Below are 17464 nucleotides of genomic sequence, written 5' to 3' on the forward strand. Positions count from 1 at the left end.
CCTCGTCGTCAGTGCCACCACGGACACTGGGTTCACCACCCGCAGCAGCCGTACAGCCCGTCCGCATCCATGGGGCGTCCACCGGGGGCGCATCCGACACGGCCGGGGCACGACAAGAAGACCCAAGGAGGCAGGAAGATGGCCGGGATGACGCAGCGAGGCGCCCGCAGGGCGCAGGTGTCGGTAGAGAGCTTGTCCGTGCAGGAGCAGGGCGGCGTGAGCCACTTCGGTGGGCCGCCGATCGGACCGCCCGTATTTGCCGCCCCCGACTGGCTGGGGGATCTGGCGCAGACGATAGAAGCGGAGATCATTCCGCGGCTGATGCTGGCGCACGGTGAGCTGGTCGATCTGCCGCCGGCCGGGGCGGGCGCAACCACCATCTCGGCGCGCGAAATCCACGAATTCGCCAACCTCGTGCTGGCACAGGATGCCGGCGTAGTACGCAGCTGCGTACAGGCGATCCGCGCCCGCGGCGTCGAGCCACGGGTCATCTGTCTCGACTTGCTGGCGCCGGCAGCGCGCCGGCTCGGCGAACTGTGGGAAGCCGATCTGTGCGATTTCACGCAGGTCACGCTCGGCCTGTGGCGGATCCAGCAGGTGCTGCACGACGTCAGCCCGAGTTTCCGCAGCGATCTGCATTCGGGCGAGACAGGCCGCCGCGTGCTGCTCGCCACCTTGCCGGGGGAGCAGCACACCTTCGGCATGTCCATGGTGGCCGACTTCTTCCGCCAGCGCCGCTGGGACGTGCGACTCGACACACCGGGTCCGCGCGGCGAAGCGCTGCGCCTGCTGCGCGCCGAGCGCTTCGATCTGGTGGGCGTATCACTCGGTAGCGAAACGCGCTTCGACGAACTGGCGGAATGGATCACCGCGGCTCGCCGGGTGTCGCTGCAACGCGACATCGTGGTGATGGTCGGCGGCCCGATCTTCGCCAGCCGGCCGGAGTGGGTGCCGCTGGTCGGCGCCGACGCGACGGCGCGCGACGCCAGCGCCGCGGTCGATGTGGCCGAAGCATTGCTGCCTGTGCGATTTGCGCATGGGTGATCAGTTTCTGGAGGGTATCGATTGGGTTCGGAGCAGGGGCGCGATCAGATCGCGAAAATGGACGCCGATGCGGGAAGGTTGACGGTGAAGCCTTTTGATTCGCCGATGGGTTTGCTACATGGCGTCGATGCCGAGTCGGCTGCACGACTCATTGCCGCCGCCTCCGACGTTGCGCTGTTGCTCGACGACAAGGGCGTCATCCGCGACCTTGCATTCAACGACGGTGCGTTGCTGCCCGAGGCCGGCGCGCGCTGGCTTGGGCGCCGGTGGACCGAAGTGGTGACGGTTGAAAGCCGCCCCAAGGTCGAGGCGCTGCTGCAGGACGCAGCGAGCGGCGAAAGCCGCCGTGCGCGGCACGTCAATCATCCGGTGCAGGGCGGCAGCGATCTGCCGCTGCTCTATTCGACCGTGCGCATCGGACACGACGGCACGGTCGTCGCGCTCGGCCGCGACCTGACGGCGCTTTCCATGCTGCAGCAGCGGCTGGTCGATGCGCAGCAGTCGATCGAACGCGACTATGCCCGCCTGCGCCAGCTCGAGGCGCGCTACCGCCTGCTGTTCCAGATGACGTCTGAAGCGGTGTTGGTGGTCGATACCGTCAGCCAGCGCATCGTCGAGGCGAATGCAGCCGCCAACCGGATGCTGGGCGAGGATGCGCGCAGCGTGGTCGGGCGCAACTTCCCCGAAGGGCTGGATGACGCCGGCAATCAGGCGGTGCAGGGACTGTTCGCGGCGGTGCGTGCCAACGGTCGTTCCGACGACGTGCGCGTGCGCGGGCCGGGGGGGGGCGACTGGCTGGTGGCCGCCTCGCTGGTCAGACAGGACGCCGCATCGCTGTATCTGGTGCGGCTGTCGCAGGTCGGTGCCACCGGCACCGAATCGGGCGAGCGGATGTCGGTGGTCGATGCGGTCGAAATGGTGCCGGACGCTTTCGTACTGACCGGCGAGGACGGCGTCATCCTGACCGCCAACCAGGCCTTCGTCGATCTCGCCCAGCTGGCAAGCATCGAACAGGCGCGCACGCAGTCGCTCGAACGCTGGCTTGGCCGTCCGGGCGTCGATTTCAAGGTGCTGATGGTGAACGTGCGCCAGCACGGTTCGATCCGTCTGTTCTCGACCGTGCTGCGCGGCGAGCACGGCTCGGATGTCGACGTCGAGGTGTCGGCGGTCGCGGTGGACCGCGGTGAGCGTCCGTGCATCGGCTTCACCGTGCGCGGCGTCAGTCGCCGCATCGAACCGGAACCGCGGATCAGCCGCGAGATGCCGCGTTCGGTCGAGCAGCTGACCGGCCTGGTCGGTCGCGTGTCGCTGAAGGATCTGGTGCGCGAATCGACCGATCTGATCGAGAAGCTGTGCATTGAGGCGGCACTCGACATGACGCACGACAACCGCGCGTCGGCGGCCGAAATGCTCGGCCTGAGCCGGCAGAGCCTGTACGTGAAGCTGCGCCGCTATGGCATCGGCGACCTCAACCCCGATCAGGGCGACGAGGGCGGGCAGGAGCCGGGCGAGGAGTGATCCGGAGCGGGTCGGTCGGCCGGGCCGCGCCCCGCCGACCGCGTCCGCACGGCGCTGTCGTGACGCACGGTCGGCGACCTTGCGCCGGGTGTCAATCAAAATGGACTGAATGAGTGTAAGTTTGTCTTGACGCTCTCGTGCGTCAAGCCTACTGTTAGCTCATGACACGTCCTGCCCTCTCTGCCGTTGCCGAACTGCTCAAGCCCATCACCTGGTTTCCGCCGATGTGGGCTTTCGGTTGTGGCGTCGTCGCCTCCGGCCTGCCGGCCGGTGAGCGCTGGCAGGTCGTGCTGCTCGGCGTGCTGCTGGCGGGGCCGCTGGTCTGTGCGACCAGCCAGGCGGTGAACGACTGGTTCGACCGTCACGTCGATGCGATCAACGAGCCGCAGCGTCCGATTCCATCCGGTCGCATGCCGGGTCACTGGGGTCTCTATATCGCGGTCATCTGGACCGCGCTGTCGCTCGCGGTGGCGACCGCGCTCGGTCCCTGGGGCTTTGCCGCCGCCGCTGTCGGCCTGCTGCTGGCCTGGGCCTACAGCGCGCCGCCGCTGCGGCTGAAGGCCAACGGCTGGTGGGGCAACAGCGCCTGCGCCCTCTGTTACGAGGGGCTGGCCTGGGTCACCGGAGCCGCCGTGATGGCTGGTGGTGCCATGCCCGACCTGCGCAGCCTGCTGCTGGCCGGTCTGTACAGTGCCGGCGCGCACGGCATCATGACCTTGAACGATTTCAAGTCGGTCGATGGCGACCGCCGCATGGGCATCGCTTCGCTGCCGGTGCAACTGGGCGTTGCGCGCGCCGGCCGCGTCGCCTGCTGGGTGATGGCGGTGCCGCAGGTCGTGGTCGTCGCGATGCTCGCGTACTGGGGAGCGCCGGCGCACGCCGCGCTGGTGGGCCTGCTGCTCGGCGCGCAGCTGATGCTGATGTCCCGCCTGCTCGACGATCCGCGCGGTCGAGCGCCCTGGTACAACGGCACCGGCATCACGCTCTACGTGCTCGGCATGCTGGTGAGCGCCTTTGCGCTGCGCGCGCTCGGAGGCGACTGACATGAACAACGCCCTCGGCTGGCTCGGCATCTTCCGCCTCGGTCTGGTGCAGACCGCGCTTGGCGCCATCGTCGTGCTCACCACGTCGACGCTGAACAGGGTCATGGTGGTCGAACTGGCCTTGCCTGCCATGCTGCCCGGCATTCTGGTGGCGCTGCATTACGCGGTGCAGACGCTGCGCCCGCGCCTCGGGCACGGGTCGGATCTGGGTGGGCGGCGCACGCCGTGGATCATCGGCGGCATGGCGGTACTGGCCGCCGGCGGCACGCTGGCCGCCCTCGCCACCGTGCTGATGGCCGATCATTTCGCCGCCGGCGTTGCACTGGCGGTGCTTGCCTTCGTGCTGATCGGCGTCGGTGTCGGCGCCGCCGGCACCTCGCTGCTGGTGCTGCTCGCCAAGCGCGTGGACGACGGCCGTCGTGCCGCGGCCGCCACCATCGTCTGGATGATGATGATCCTCGGCTTCGCGCTGACCGCCGGCGTCACCGGCAAGCTGCTCGACCCCTTCTCCGGCGAACGTCTGCTGCAGGTCGTTGCCGGCACCTCGTTCTGCGCCTTCATGCTGGCGCTCTTCGCCGTGCGCGGCGTCGAGGGCGTCGGCACCGTTGCGAACACGGTTTCGACGGGGCTGCCGCACTCTCCTCTTCAGTGCACCCCATTCCGCGCTGCACTTGCCCAGGTCTGGGGCGAGTCGCATGCGCGGCTTTTTACACTGTTCGTTTTCGTGTCCATGCTCGCCTACAGCGCGCAGGACCTGATACTCGAACCCTTTGCCGGCACCGTGTTCGGCTATTCGCCGGGACGGTCGACGCAGCTGTCCGGCCTGCAGCACGGCGGCGTGTTCGCCGGCATGCTGCTGGTGGCGCTGACCGGCACCGTATTTGGCGGCCGGCAGATCGGCTCGCTGCGGCTGTGGATCATCGGCGGTTGCATCGCGTCGGCCTGTGCGCTGTTCGGTCTCACGGCCGCCGGCTTCGGCGGCCAGGGCTGGCCCTTGCGCGAAACCGTGTTCCTGCTCGGCGTATCCAACGGCGCCTTCGCGGTGGCGGCGATCGCGTCGATGATGCGCCTGGCCGGCCAGGGCGGCGCCGGTCGCGAAGGCGTGCGCATGGGACTGTGGGGGGCGGCGCAGGCGATCGCCTTCGCGCTGGGCGGCTTCGCCGGCACTGTCGCGGTCGATCTGACGCGCGCCCTGATCGCCGAACCGGGCATCGCCTATGCGCTGGTGTTCGGCGGCGAGGCGCTGCTGTTCATCGTGTCGGCCGTCATGGCGACGCGGATTTCCGGCCTGCAGCCCGCGACGGGCACGGCGTCTGCGCCGACCGCGCCGTTGCCGCTCATGCCGCGCGTGGAAAGAGAGGCCTGATCATGGAAAGCTACGATGTGGTGGTGGTCGGCGGCGGGCCTGCCGGGGCCACCGCGGCGACCGATCTGGCGCGACGCGGCTACGCGGTGCTGATGCTCGATCGCGGCGGTCGGATCAAGCCCTGCGGCGGCGCGATACCGCCGAAGGCGATCGAGGAGTTCCGCATTCCGGACGAACTGCTGGTCGCCCGTGCCCGCTCCGCGCGCATGGTGTCGCCCAGCGGGCGTGAGGTCGACATGCCGATCGACGGCGGTTTCGTCGGCATGGTCGATCGCGAACAGTTCGACGAATACCTGCGCGAACGCGCCGAACTTGCTGGTGCGCACCGGCGCACCGGCAGTTTCCTGCGCGTGAGCCGCGACGGTGCCGGCTCGGCCGTCGTGCATTACCGGGTCGGCGAGCAGGGCGAGCGCAGCGTGCGCGCGCGCGCCATCATCGGCGCTGACGGTGCGCTGTCGGCGGTCGGCCGGCAGTGTGTGCCGGGCGCCGACCAGGTGCCCTGCGTGTTCGCCTACCACGAGATCGTGCGCGCGCCGCAGACCGGTTTCGACGGCAGCCGCTGCGATGTCTATTACCAGGGCCGGTTGTCGCCAGACTTCTACGGATGGGTGTTCCCGCACGGCGACACGGTCAGTGTCGGCGTCGGCTCGGCGCGCAAGGGCTTCTCGATACGCGGCGGCGTCAGCGCGCTGCGCGACAGCGCCGGCCTGAGTGCTGCCGGCACCGTTCGCCGGGAAGGCGCGCCGATTCCGATGCGCCCGCTGCGCCGCTGGGACAACGGACGCGACGTCGTGCTGGCCGGCGATGCGGCGGGCGTCGTCGCGCCGGCGTCCGGCGAAGGCATCTACTACGCGCTGAGTGGCGGCCGGCTGGCGGCCGAGGCGGTCGACGCCTATCTGGTCACCGGCGATGCGCGCGCGCTAAGGCTGGCGCGCAAGCGCTTCATGAAGGCGCACGGCCGGGTGTTCATGGTGCTCGGCATCATGCAGCGCTTCTGGTACGCCAGCGACAAGCGGCGCGAGCGCTTCGTCAGCATCTGCCGCGATCCCGACGTGCAGCAGCTGACCTGGCAGGCCTATATGCACAAGCGACTGGTCCGTGCGCGGCCGCTGGCGCATATGCGCATCTTCTTCAAGGACCTCGCGCACCTCTGCGGCATCGTGTCGCCATGAAGGCGCCGACGGCCACGCGCTGGAAGCCGGTGGCCGTCGCTGCACTTGCCGCGCTTGCGGTGGCCGGCCTGGGCGGCGCGATGACCGATCTGAGCGACTGGTACCGCGCGCTCGTGAAACCTTCCTGGCAGCCGCCGGACTGGGCTTTCGGGCCGGCCTGGACCCTCATCTTCGGTCTGGCAGCCGCCGCCGGCGTGCTCGGCTGGCGCCATGCGCCGGACGCGCGTGGGCGGCGCCAGCTGCTGGCGATGTTCGCCGCCAATGGCGGCCTGAACGTGCTGTGGAGTGCGCTGTTCTTCCATCTGCGCCGTCCCGACTGGGCGTTGGCCGAAGTCGTGCTGCTGTGGCTGTCGGTGGTGTTCCTGATGGTCCGCCTGCGACCATGGTCCGCACGCGCGGCCGCGCTGTTGCTGCCGTATGCGTTGTGGGTGGCTTTCGCTGCGGCACTGAACCTGTCCATCGTCCGCCTGAACGCACCCTTCGGCTGACGCGACCTACTTTTTGACACCAGTCACGTGTGCCAGCCGGCGACTTGCCGTAGCATGCAGGCGTTAAACTCAAGTAATTGAAGGCGTTGTCGCGATTGCGCCGTCGGCAGTCCGGTGGTCAGCGGGTGTGCTTCCGTTGAATTGCGCGTACCGGGCTTTTCCGAACCACGCGGCAGCGCATGTCCCGGTCCAGGCCGGGCCCGAAATTTGCAGCAGGTCGGTCCCGTATCTCTCCGTCCTGCTAACCAGGCCCATGCCGTGAACAAGCTACCGAACGATCCAGGAGACCTGAGCGCCTTCTCCGATGTGGCCCCGGAGTTGGCCGACATGCTGGTGTCGGTCGCCAGCGATATCGCGCTGGTGATCGATGAAAAAGGCGTCATCCGCAGCGTCGCGCTGGGCGGTACCGAGCCGGTCAGCGCCGCGGCCGGCGAATGGCTGGGCCGCCAGTGGATAGACACGGTGACGCCGGACACCCGCCGCAAGGTCGAGGACCTGCTCAGCGAGGCGGCCGAGTCCGGCGTTTCGCGCACCCGCCACATCAATCACCCGTCGCTGGCCGGCAGCGATCTGCCGGTGGCCTACACCGCCGTGCGCCTCGGCCACGGCGGTCCGCTGCTGGTGGTCGGACGCGACCTGCGCGCCGTCTCGGCGATGCAGCAGCGGCTGGTCGATGCCCAGCAGTCGATGGAACGCGACTACTGGCGCATGCGGCAGGCGGAAACCCGCTACCGCCTGCTGTTCCAGATCGCCACCGATGCCGTGCTGGTGGTGGACGCCGACACCTTGCGCATCGTCGATGCCAACCGCGCTGCCGGCCGTCTGTTCGGCGGCACCGTGCAGGACATGCCTGGCCGTCAGGCCGGCTACGCGCTGGCGCCGTCCTCGCTGCCCGCACTGGAAGAACTGCTGGGCACGGTGCGGGTGTCCGAGCGCCCGGGCGACGCGATGCTCGATCTGGCGTCGGGCAGTCGCATCCACGCGTGGGTATCGCTGTTCCGCGACGAAGGCAGCACGCTGCTGCTGATGCGTGCCTGGCCGGAAGGCGGGCAGATGCCGCCGGCGGTCGACGATGCGATGCTGCCGGAACTGGTGCGCCTGACACCCGATGCGGTCGCCTTCACCGACGAGCAGGGGGTGCTGCTCAGCGCCAACCCGGCTTTCGTCGAGCTGGTGCAGGGCGTCGACATGGCCTCGCTGCGTGGCCGCTCGATGGCGGCATGGCTGTCGGGCGAGAGCGATGGACTGGTTAGCCTGCTCGCTGCGGTGCGGCAGAGCGGCACGCTGCGTCTGGCGACGCGCCTGCGCAACGAGCGGGGCCTCACTGTCGATGTTGAACTGTCGGCCGTGCTGATCCATAACGGAGACTCGAACACCATCGGTCTCATCATCCGCGCAGTGCAGCCGCGTGGCCCCGGCGCGAGGGACAGGGGTCAGATGCACTGAGCGGTCACGCAAAGTGAACGAACCTCTCTACAGTCCGCCCTTCGGTCAGGCCGACCTGACCAACTGCGAGCGCGAGCTCATCCACCTTGCCGGCTCGATACAGCCGCACGGCGTGCTGCTGGTCGTGCGTGAATCCGACCTGCAGGTGCTGCAGGCCAGCCTGAATACCGAACAGTGGCTGGGCGTGCCGCACGTCGAGGTGGTCGAGGCGCCGCTGCCGGCGCTCGGCGGCGACCTGGCGGCGCGTGTGCGCGAACTGGGTCGGACGCTGACCGCAGTCGAACTGACGCCCTTCCACTGCAGCACCGGCCACGGCGGGCTGCTGCGACATTTCGAGGGCATGGCGCATCGCGGGCAGTCCGGCACGCTGATCGTCGAGCTGGAAACCGCCGGGCCGCCGGCCGAGGATGTCGCGGCGCAGGCCCTGCTGGCGACGGCGGTGCGACGCTTCAGCGAGGCGATGAGCGTCGATGCGCTGGCGGACACGGCGGTGCAGTCGATACGCGAACTGACCCATTACGACCGCGTGATGGTGTATCGCTTCGACGCCGACGGCCATGGCGAGATCGTCGCCGAGGCGCGCGACGACCGGCTCGACACCCTGCTCGGTCATCGTTACCCGGCAACCGACATTCCGCAGCGCGCGCGCGACCTGTATCTGCGCAACAGGGTGCGCGTGCTGGTCGATGCGCGTTACCTGCCGGTCGCCGTCGAGCCGCGCCGGCTGCCGCACAGCGGCGAAGAGCTGGATATGTCGATGTGCCACCTGCGCAGCATGTCGCCGCTGCACATCCAGTACCTGCGCAATATGGGCGTGACCGCCACGCTGGTGGTGTCGCTGGTGCGCGAGGGGCGGCTGTGGGGGCTGATCGCCTGTCACCACTACTCGCCGCGGCGCATCCATTACGCGCAGCGCGCCGCCGTCGACGTGCTGGCGGAGGTGATGTCGACGCGCATCGCGGCGATCGAGAACTACGTGCGCACCCAGGTCGACGTGCTGGTGCGGCGCATGGAACTGCGGCTGATCGAGGCGACGTCGACCGAGGGCGACTGGCGTTCGGCGCTGATGCGCAACGCGCGCACCCTGCTGCTGCCGATGGACGCCAGCGGTGTCGCGCTATTGCACGACGGCGAACTGCTGACCGCCGGCGAGGTGCCGTCCACCGAGGCAGTGCGCGCGCTGGCCGGCTGGGTGTCCGGCGAGATGAAGCAGATGCTGTTCAGCTGCGTCTCGGTCGAGCGCGCCAATCCGGCGCTGGCCTACCTGACGCCGGTGGTGTGCGGCGTGCTGGCGATCGATCTGTCGACGCGCGGCCGCAATCTGCTGATGTGGTTCCGCCGCGAGCAGCGTGCCAAGCTGACCTGGGCCGGCGACCCCGCCAAGCCCATGGTCGACAACGATCCGCTGACCTTGTCGCCACGACGCTCGTTCGAGGCGTGGTCGGAAATCGTGCGTGGCACCGCAGCACCGTGGTCGCGCGCCGATCTGGCGCTGGCGCGCGCGATCGGCGCCTCGCTGCGCGACGTGATCATGCAGACGCAGGCGGTGCGCCTGCTCATCGCCCAGCACCAGCTTGAGAAATTCCGCACCGCGGTCGACGAGTCGCCGGAGCCGCTGCTGGTTGCCGACGCGGACGGTCGCATCCTGTTTCCCAGTCCGGCACTCGCCGGCATCCTACCGGGCGGCTGCCGGCAGCCAGCGAATTTCGACGAACTGGCGGCGCTGTTCGAAGATCAGGCCTCTGTGCGCGATGTGTTGAGGTCGCTGCGCGAAGGACGGGTGTCGTGGCGTGGCGAGTGGCGGATGAGCAGTGGCATTGCGCTGGGCGTGCGCGCCGACGTCGTGCCGGGCCCGCGCGATGCCGTGCTCGGTTGCATCCTGATGTTCACTGACCTCACCGATGCGAAGCGCACCGAGGCGGCGCGTCGCCATCTCGAACAGTCGCTGACGATGACCGGCCAGGCCGATGCGCAGCTGACCACGCGCGAGGCGCGCGGCCTGCCCGACGAAGTGATGGGCGCCATCCTGGCCAATGCGAGCGTGGCGGCGATGGAGCTGACCGACACCACGGCGTCGATCCCGGTCGCTACGCTGATCGAGGAACTGGAGGCATCGGCGACGCGTGCCGCGGCGGTTTACGCCCGCCTGCGCGAATTCAATCGACCGCTCTGAGCGCGGCGGCGTCGCCGACCGGCAGCGCCTCGAAAATGTCCACGTGACGCAGGAAGGCGGCTTCGGCTTCGCGGGCGATGTCCGCCTGCGTGGCGTCGTCGCGCGACGGCCCGTCGAGTGCGGCGCGCAGTCGTGCGCTGAGTTCGGCCGGCGCATGGACACCGAAGCGGTAGAAGCGGGTGCCGGTTTCGCCGTCCAGCGCGAAGCAGCGGGCGACGATGCGCTGCAGGATCTGTCCGCCCTGCAGATCGCCGAGGTAGCGCACATATACGTGCGCGAGCAGCAGTTCCGGCCGGCTTGCCGACAGTTCGCGCAGGCGCGCGGCGTAGTCCGCCGCCGCGTCGACCAGCGGCAGCGCGTCCGCCCAGCTGTCGCCGTGCAGTGTGGCCAGGTCGGCCTCCAGCGCCGTGCTGCGCGGCAATCCATCGATGTCCAGCCCGGCCAGTCCGGGGTGCGCCGCATGCCGCGCCAGCGCGGCTTCGAGATCGCGGTAGATCGGATGCAGGTTGCGCAGCAGCATGCAGTAGGCGGTCAGCCCGAGTTCGCCGCGCAGCAGCGCCGGCATCGGGCCGCTGCGCTCGACCCGCGTGTGATGTGCTGCCGTCACCTGTCGGAGGCGCTGCGACAGCGGGGGCTGTTCGGTGGCGTGCATGGGGAAGGGTGCGTCGGCCTGTCAGTCGTGTACGGTGTGCGTATGCGGCAGCGTGCTGCCGATCTCAGCGTGGAGCGCTCGCATGTCCGACCTGTTGGCGAATGGTGTGTTGATCGACCTGATCATGATAGGGGTTTTGTGCGAAGCGGCGGCACTGGCGCTGCTGCATCGCCGGCGCGGTCTGGGCTTCGCGCCGGGCCGCTGGCTGCCGACGCTGGCGGCCGGCCTGTGCCTGATGCTGGCTCTGCGCGCGGCCCTCACCGGCGGCGGTGCGACCCAGGTGCTGTTCTGGCTGGCGGCGTCCGGCGTGGCGCACGGCTGCGATCTGTACCTGCGCCGACCGCGCGCGCCGTGATCGACTGCAGTCTCATCACCGACTTCCGGTAGCATGCGCCGCGCGATCCATGCCGTGCGGATCGACCCCGACAACACTCACAGGATTTCGCCATGGCCGGAGCCAGCCTTCTCGCACTGATCGACGACATCGCCAGCGTACTGGACGACGTGTCCGTCCTGACCAAGGTCGCCGCCAAGAAGACGGCCGGCGTGCTCGGCGACGACCTCGCGCTGAACGCGCAGCAGGTGGCCGGCGTCAAGGCCGACCGCGAACTGCCGGTGGTGTGGGCGGTGGCCATGGGTTCGGTGCGCAACAAGCTCATCCTGGTGCCGGCGGCGCTGGCCATCAGCGCCTTCCTCCCGGCGGCGGTGACGCCGCTGCTGATGATAGGCGGGCTCTTCCTCTGTTACGAAGGCGTCGAGAAACTGGCGCACAAATTCCTGCACAGCGCCGACGAAGACGCCGCCCACCACGCCGAGCACATGAAGGCACTGGCCGACGAACAGGTCGATCTGGTGGCGCTGGAGAAGGAGAAGGTGAAGGGCGCCATCCGTACCGATTTCATCCTGTCGGCCGAAATCATTGCCATCACGCTGGGCACCGTGGCCGACGCGCCTTTCGGTACCCAGGTCGCGGTACTGGCGGGCATCGCCGCCATCATGACGGTCGGGGTCTACGGACTGGTGGCGGGCATCGTCAAGCTGGACGATGCCGGTCTCTACCTGAGCCGAACCACCTCGGGCGCAGCGCGTGCGCTCGGCCGCGGCATCCTCGCGCTGGCGCCGTGGTTGATGAAGGCTTTGTCGGTGGCCGGCACCGCCGCCATGTTCCTGGTTGGCGGCGGCATCCTGACACACGGCATTCCGGCGCTGCACGACCGGATACATCATCTGTCGGAAGCGGTGGGTTCGGTGTGGGGCGTGCTGCTGCCCTTCGTCGCCGACGCACTGACCGGCGTCGTCGCCGGTGCGATCACGTTGGCCGTGGTGCTGGGCGTCAAGAAGCTGCGCGGCAGCGTGGCCGCCTGACCCAGCGCTGACTCAGCGGGCCGGGCTCAGATCCGGCTTCAGTGCGCCGCGGTCGTCGAACACGACGCAGTTGCCGTGCCAGTGGGCGCCGCCCACTTCCTCGAAATAGCGCAGGATGCCGCCTTCAAGCTGCCACACCTTGTTGAAGCCGGCCTTCTTCATCAAGGGTGCGGCTTTTTCGCAGCGGATGCCGCCGGTGCAGAAGGTGACGATGGGCGTGTCCTTCAGATCGGCGTACTGTTCGAGCGCGGCCGGGAACTGACCGAAGCTGTCGACGCCCGGATCGAGCGCGTTGTCGAAGCTGCCCTGCTCGACTTCCCAGCGGTTGCGTGTGTCGATGATGACGAAGGGCCGCCCTTCGTCGTACCAGCGCTTCAGTTCGGCCGGCGGCAGATAGGGCGCCGGCGTTTCGGTCGGGTCGAAGTCGGGCGCGCCGACGGTGACGATTTCCTTCTTCAGCCGCACGCGCAGCCGCTTGAAGGGCAGCGTGTCCGAGCCGCTCCACTTCACGTCGAGCGCGGCGAAGCGCGGGTCCTGCCCGAGTTCGGCGAAGAAGTCGCGCAGATCGCCTTCCAGCCCGGCGAGGAAGATGTTGATGCCCTCGCTGGCCAGCAGCACGGTGCCGAGCAGCTGGCGCGACTGCGCCGCGTCGTGGATGCGTGTGCGCAGCGCTTCGCGGTCGTCGAGGCGGATGAAGCGGTAGGCGGCAGTGTTGGCGTAACGGGTCATGCTCACTATCCGGAGATCAGGCGGCAAGTATACCTGCCGCTTCGTCCGTCCCCGGCGGCGCTCAGCCCAGTGCCTTCATCAGGTTGTAGGCACTGAGGCCGCTGATCAGCGTGCCGACCAGCACCAGCAGCGCACGCGCCGGCAGCGCGCGGCACAGGAAGGCGGCCAGTGGCGCGGCGAACATGCCGCCGGCGACCAGGCCGGCCACGGTGGCCCACGGGGCGGCGTCGATGAAGATGACGAAGGCGCCGGCGCTGGCGATGGCGATGAAGAACTCGGCGAAATTCACCGAACCGATGGTGCGGCGCGGGTCCTGGCCGGCGCCGACCAGGCTGGTCGTGACCACCGGCCCCCAGCCGCCGCCGCCAGCAGCGTCGACGAAGCCGCCGAACAGCGCCAGCTTGGCGACGTGCTTCGGCTCCTGTGCCGGCTTGCGCCGGTGGCGCCAGGCCTTGGCCAGCACGTAGATGCCCATCACCAGCAGGTAGCCGGAAATCCACGGCTTGAGTGCAGCGCCGTCGAATTTCGTCACCACCAGCGCGCCGAGTACGCCGCCGATCACGCCCGGTATCAGCAGCTTGAGCATCAGCTTGCGGTCGACGTTGCCCAGCCGCAGATGCGACAGGCCGGACAGGCCGGTGGTGAAGATTTCGGCGATGTGCACGCTGGCACTCGCCACTGCGGGCGAGGCGCCGGTGCCGAGCAGGAAGGTGGTGGCGGAAATGCCGTAGGCCATGCCGAGCGCGCCGTCGATGCTCTGCGCGATGAAGCCGACGGCGGCGGCCTTCAGGAATTCGTCCGAGGTGACGACGCCGATGACGATGTCCAGCGCCGCCGACGGGTCGCCCAGTGGCAGGCCGCGCGCGAGCAGGATGGCGGCCAGGCCGAACAGCGTGAAGCCCATGAACCAGCTGGCGACGGTGGCCAGCGGGTGTGCCTGCGCGCGGTCGATCACCTGCTCGACCGGCGGCAGGCCGAGTGCTTCGTGGGCTTGTCCGACCTCGGTGGGCCGGGTGTCGATGTGGCGGATCTTCACTGCGCGTCGCTCGATATCTCAGGGAGCGCGCAGTCTAGTCAGCAATGCTTATCCAAAAAAGTGATATTTAGTTCTATGTATATCACTGGGTGGTATTTGTCGGCAGGTGTCGCCCGGGTCGGCGCCGCACTACCGGTAAGGCCGCCGCCAGTAGCCCCAGGGGTAGGCCGGGTAGTAGGGGTAGCCATACATCCACATGCGGTCGCGTTCGCGCATCGCTTCGCGCATGCGCTCGGTTTCGATCAGCGTCTGCTGCATGTAGTCGATCACCTCGTCCGACACGCCGTCCTCGCGCAACTTCGCCAGCTGAGAGGCCTTGAGCGGGTAAAGCGCGCGGCTCTCCTCCAGGCGCTGGATGATTTCCGCCGGCGGGATGCCGTCCTTCGACATCTGCACGATTTCGTCGGTGGTCGGCGCCGGCGGAAGCGGCGGCGAAGTGACGCAGCCGCCGAGCGTCAGGGTGAGGCCGGCGAGCAGCAGGCTGCGGCGCAGGGTAAGCGTGTGCATGCGAAGCTCCATGACAGGTCTTTGGGTCAGAGTCGTTCGACTGCGTCGGAGTTCGACGCGTCGTCGAACAGGCGCGACCATATGGCACGGATGGCAGTGCGCTCGGCCACCACCTCGTCCTTCGGCACCCGGGCTTTCGGCGCATCGTTCAGCCGCAGGCCGTGCTGCAGGTGGCGCAGCCGGCGGTAGGCGTTGCCGGCGGCGACCGCGTCGAGCGCCGGCAGCAGGCCGACTTCGGAGGCGATGCGCAGCAGCGCGATGTTGCCGAGATTGCCGGTCAGCTCCGGGTGCGCGCCCGAATGGGCCAGCACCATGTACTGAACGGCGAACTCGAGGTCGATCAGACCGCCGGCGTCGTGCTTGATGTCGAACAGTTCGGACTTGTTGGCGTGGCCGTCCATCATCTTCTGCCGCATGTCCAGCACTTCGCGGCGCAGCGCGGCGACGTCGCGCGGCTGCGTCAGCAGTTCGCGGCGGATCGCCTCGAACTGCTCGCCGACCGCGGCGTCGCCGGCGCAGAAACGGGCGCGCGTCAGCGCCTGGTGCTCCCACACCCAGGCCGATTTCTGCTGGTAGTCGCGGAAGGCCTCGATCGAACTGACCAGCAGGCCGGATTCGCCATTGGGCCGCAGCCGGGTGTCGGTTTCGAACAGGATGCCGGCGCTGGTATGGCTGGACAGCCAGGTGAGCATGCGCTGGGCCAGTCGCGCATAGGTTTCCGGCGCCGACTCGTGCGGGTCGTCGAACAGGAAGATGACGTCGAGGTCGGAGGCATAGCCCAGTTCCTTGCCGCCCAGCTTGCCGTAGGCGATGACCGCAAAGCGCGGCGTGTCGCAATGGCGACGGGTGAGCTTGCGCCAGCACATGTCCAGCGTGATGCGCAGCATCGCGTCGGCCAGCGCCGACAGGTGGTCGGACAGGCGCTCGACCGACAGCTCGCCGGCCAGGTCGCGCGCCAGCAGCCGGAATACCTGCGCATGGTGGGCATCGCGCATGGTGTCCATCTGCCGCTCGGTGTCGTCGCCCAGCTCGTCCAGTTGCTGGCGCAGCGCCTGTTCGAAGGCCGGCCAGTCGGGCTCGGCGGTGAGCAGGCGGGCGTCCAGCAGTTCGTCGAGCAGGATCGGGTGGCGTACCAGATAGTTCGCCGCCCAGCTCGACGCGCCGATCAGCCGCGCCACCTGGCTCAGCGCCTGTGGAAACTCGGCCAGCAGCGCCAGATAGGCAGCCCGCCGGCTGATGGTTTCGAGCAGGTCGAGGCCGCGCAGCGCGGTGGCCGTGGGGTGCGGCGTGTCGCGGCAGGCTTCGAGCAGCTTGGGTACCAGCGCGTCGACTCGGGTGCGTGAACTGTCGGGCAACTGGCGGTAGCGGCTGCCCGACTTGAAGGCGGACAGGCGGCGCGCCAGCTGTTCGGTGTCGTCGAAGCCCATGCCGTCGAGCGCGCTGTGGCAGTCGTCGCATGGCGCGCTGTCCTGACCGATGTCCTGCCAGACGGCACGCGGCGTCGGGGTCGAGCTTTCCTGCGCGCCGAATACGGCGTCGAAATGGCGGCTCACGTGGCCGCGGTGGAGGTCCAGTTCCTCCAGCAGCGCGGCGTAATCGCCGAAGCCCATGGCCGAGGCGACCAGCGCCTGGTCTTCGGCGCTGGCCGGCAGTTTGTGCGTCTGCGCGTCTTCGACGTACTGCAGGCGGTGTTCGAGCCGGCGCAGGAAGACGTAGGCGGACTGCAGCTGTTCGACCGCGTCCTCGCCCAGCACGCCGCGCATCGCCAGCCGGTCGAGCACCTTCTGCGTCGGGCGGATCTGCAGCGCGCTCTCGCGGCCGCCGCGGATGAGCTGGAATACCTGAGCGATGAATTCGATCTCGCGGATGCCACCCGGACCGAGCTTGATGTTGTCCGCCATGTCGCGGCGCGCCACCTCGCGGCGGATCTGCGCGTGCAGGTCGCGCATCGCGTTGATCGCGCCGAAATCGAGGTATTTGCGGAACACGAAGGGCTTGCGCAGCGACTCCAGCTCGTCATTGACGCCACCGGTCAGCGCGCGCGCCTTGATCCAGGCGTAGCGCTCCCATTCGCGGCCCTGGGTGACGAAGTAGTTCTCCAGCATGTCGAAGCTGCAGGCCAGCGGGCCGGAGTCGCCGTTCGGGCGCAGCCGCATGTCGACGCGGAACACGAAGCCGTCGGCGGTCACGTCGGCCAGCAGTTCGATCACCTTGCGGCCGAGGCGCGTGAAAAAGTCGAAGTTGTCGATGCGCTTGCCCGCTCCGGTCGGCGTTTCACCGTCGGTTTCGCCCGATTCCGGGTAGACGAAGATGAAGTCGACGTCGGAACTGACGTTCAGCTCACGGCCGCCCAGCTTGCCCATGCCGATGCAGATGAAGGGCTGCACCGCGTGGTCCGCCTCGCCGCGCGGTTCGCCGAAGCGCTCGACCAGCGCGGCGCGCGCCTGATCGACCGCCACTCGCACCGTCTGTTCGGCCAGCAGCGTCATGCCCTCGGTCACCTCGTCCAGATCGGCCAGACCCGCCAGGTCGCGCACGATCAGGTGGGCCATGGTGCGGGCACGCAGCCGGCGCAGCGCCGATTTCAGCGCCGCCTCGTCACCGTGCCCGAACGGCGTCTGTGTCAGCCATTCGCCGATCAGGGCCGCGCTGATCTGGGCCTGCAGCGTGCTGCCCAGCGCATCTTCCAGCGCCGGCCGCGCGTCCAGCAGGCGGGCGAGGTAGCGGCTGTGGCGGCGGGCGTGGGCGATGGCGGCGGGGGCGTCCATGTCAGGCTTTCTCGTATGAAGATGTCGATTATGCAAAAAACCGCGGTGCGGGCCGGCATGTAAGCATGGCCTTACAAAGCGCGACAGCGCCTGCGTTGCGGGTAAACTCCCGCATCGTTCCATAAATGCAGTCATCGCCGGTTTGACTGCCCGCAAA

15 protein-coding genes are annotated in these 17464 nt (G+C 68.7%); 10 read left to right on the plus strand and 5 right to left on the minus strand.

The window, feature by feature from the left end:
• The first annotated feature begins 216 nt into the window (after positions 1–216).
• From AC51BJ_RS13640 to AC51BJ_RS13675, 8 genes are all read left to right on the plus strand, one after another.
• Positions 217–1044 carry a cobalamin B12-binding domain-containing protein gene (locus AC51BJ_RS13640; protein ID WP_430434984.1) on the plus strand — a complete coding sequence of 276 codons (828 nt, stop codon included), beginning with the start codon at positions 217–219 and terminating at the stop codon, positions 1042–1044.
• 105 nt (positions 1045–1149) lie between these two features.
• Positions 1150–2562, plus strand: coding sequence for a transcriptional regulator PpsR (ppsR, locus tag AC51BJ_RS13645; RefSeq protein WP_496280582.1), 1413 nt, complete (start codon positions 1150–1152; stop codon positions 2560–2562).
• 161 nt (positions 2563–2723) lie between these two features.
• Positions 2724–3605 carry a chlorophyll synthase ChlG gene (chlG, locus tag AC51BJ_RS13650; RefSeq protein ID WP_496280583.1) on the plus strand — a complete coding sequence of 294 codons (882 nt, stop codon included), beginning with the start codon at positions 2724–2726 and terminating at the stop codon, positions 3603–3605.
• 1 nt (position 3606) lies between these two features.
• On the plus strand, positions 3607–4971 hold the full coding sequence (locus AC51BJ_RS13655) for a BCD family MFS transporter (protein WP_496280584.1): 1365 nt from the start codon (positions 3607–3609) through the stop codon (positions 4969–4971).
• Between the two features lie 2 nt (positions 4972–4973).
• The gene (locus AC51BJ_RS13660; RefSeq protein ID WP_430434980.1) at positions 4974–6143 is read left to right on the plus strand and encodes a geranylgeranyl diphosphate reductase; all 1170 of its coding nucleotides are present in this window, start codon (positions 4974–4976) and stop codon (positions 6141–6143) included.
• Positions 6140–6631: a TspO/MBR family protein gene (locus tag AC51BJ_RS13665; protein ID WP_430434979.1), complete on the plus strand. Its 492-nt coding sequence runs from the start codon at positions 6140–6142 to the stop codon at positions 6629–6631. Before AC51BJ_RS13660 ends, AC51BJ_RS13665 begins: the two co-directional genes overlap by 4 nt.
• A 258-nt stretch (positions 6632–6889) precedes the next feature.
• Entirely contained in the window at positions 6890–8077 is a 1188-nt protein-coding gene (gene ppsR, locus AC51BJ_RS13670; RefSeq protein WP_496280585.1) for a transcriptional regulator PpsR, read from the plus strand.
• A 13-nt stretch (positions 8078–8090) separates the two neighbouring features.
• Positions 8091–10250, plus strand: coding sequence for a GAF domain-containing protein (locus tag AC51BJ_RS13675; RefSeq protein ID WP_496280586.1), 2160 nt, complete (start codon positions 8091–8093; stop codon positions 10248–10250).
• Here AC51BJ_RS13675 and AC51BJ_RS13680 read toward each other — a convergent pair.
• Positions 10234–10902, minus strand: coding sequence for a biliverdin-producing heme oxygenase (locus AC51BJ_RS13680; RefSeq protein ID WP_496280587.1), 669 nt, complete (start codon positions 10900–10902; stop codon positions 10234–10236). The genes AC51BJ_RS13675 and AC51BJ_RS13680 overlap by 17 nt on opposite strands.
• Before the next feature lie 82 nt (positions 10903–10984).
• Here AC51BJ_RS13680 and AC51BJ_RS13685 point away from each other — a divergent pair, with 82 nt between their 5' ends.
• Complete coding sequence (locus tag AC51BJ_RS13685) at positions 10985–11257, plus strand: hypothetical protein (protein ID WP_496280588.1); 273 nt, start codon at positions 10985–10987, stop codon at positions 11255–11257.
• Positions 11258–11349: 92 nt separating this feature from the next.
• Positions 11350–12267: a DUF808 domain-containing protein gene (locus AC51BJ_RS13690; RefSeq protein ID WP_496280589.1), complete on the plus strand. Its 918-nt coding sequence runs from the start codon at positions 11350–11352 to the stop codon at positions 12265–12267.
• Positions 12268–12279: 12 nt separating this feature from the next.
• On the opposite strand, the gene trhO is transcribed toward AC51BJ_RS13690, so the two are convergent.
• The 4 genes from trhO to glnE all read right to left on the minus strand — a co-directional run bounded on the left by trhO (position 12280) and on the right by glnE (position 17307).
• The gene (gene trhO, locus AC51BJ_RS13695) at positions 12280–12996 is read right to left on the minus strand and encodes an oxygen-dependent tRNA uridine(34) hydroxylase TrhO (RefSeq protein ID WP_496280590.1); all 717 of its coding nucleotides are present in this window, start codon (positions 12994–12996) and stop codon (positions 12280–12282) included.
• 61 nt (positions 12997–13057) lie between these two features.
• Positions 13058–14032: a sulfite exporter TauE/SafE family protein gene (locus AC51BJ_RS13700; protein WP_304001817.1), complete on the minus strand. Its 975-nt coding sequence runs from the start codon at positions 14030–14032 to the stop codon at positions 13058–13060.
• 129 nt (positions 14033–14161) lie between these two features.
• Complete coding sequence (locus tag AC51BJ_RS13705; RefSeq protein ID WP_430434971.1) at positions 14162–14539, minus strand: hypothetical protein; 378 nt, start codon at positions 14537–14539, stop codon at positions 14162–14164.
• A 26-nt stretch (positions 14540–14565) separates the two neighbouring features.
• The gene (gene glnE / locus AC51BJ_RS13710; protein ID WP_496280591.1) at positions 14566–17307 is read right to left on the minus strand and encodes a bifunctional [glutamate--ammonia ligase]-adenylyl-L-tyrosine phosphorylase/[glutamate--ammonia-ligase] adenylyltransferase; all 2742 of its coding nucleotides are present in this window, start codon (positions 17305–17307) and stop codon (positions 14566–14568) included.
• Positions 17308–17464 lie beyond the last annotated feature (157 nt).

The sequence above is a fragment of the Methyloversatilis sp. S146-33 genome (assembly GCF_059552495.1).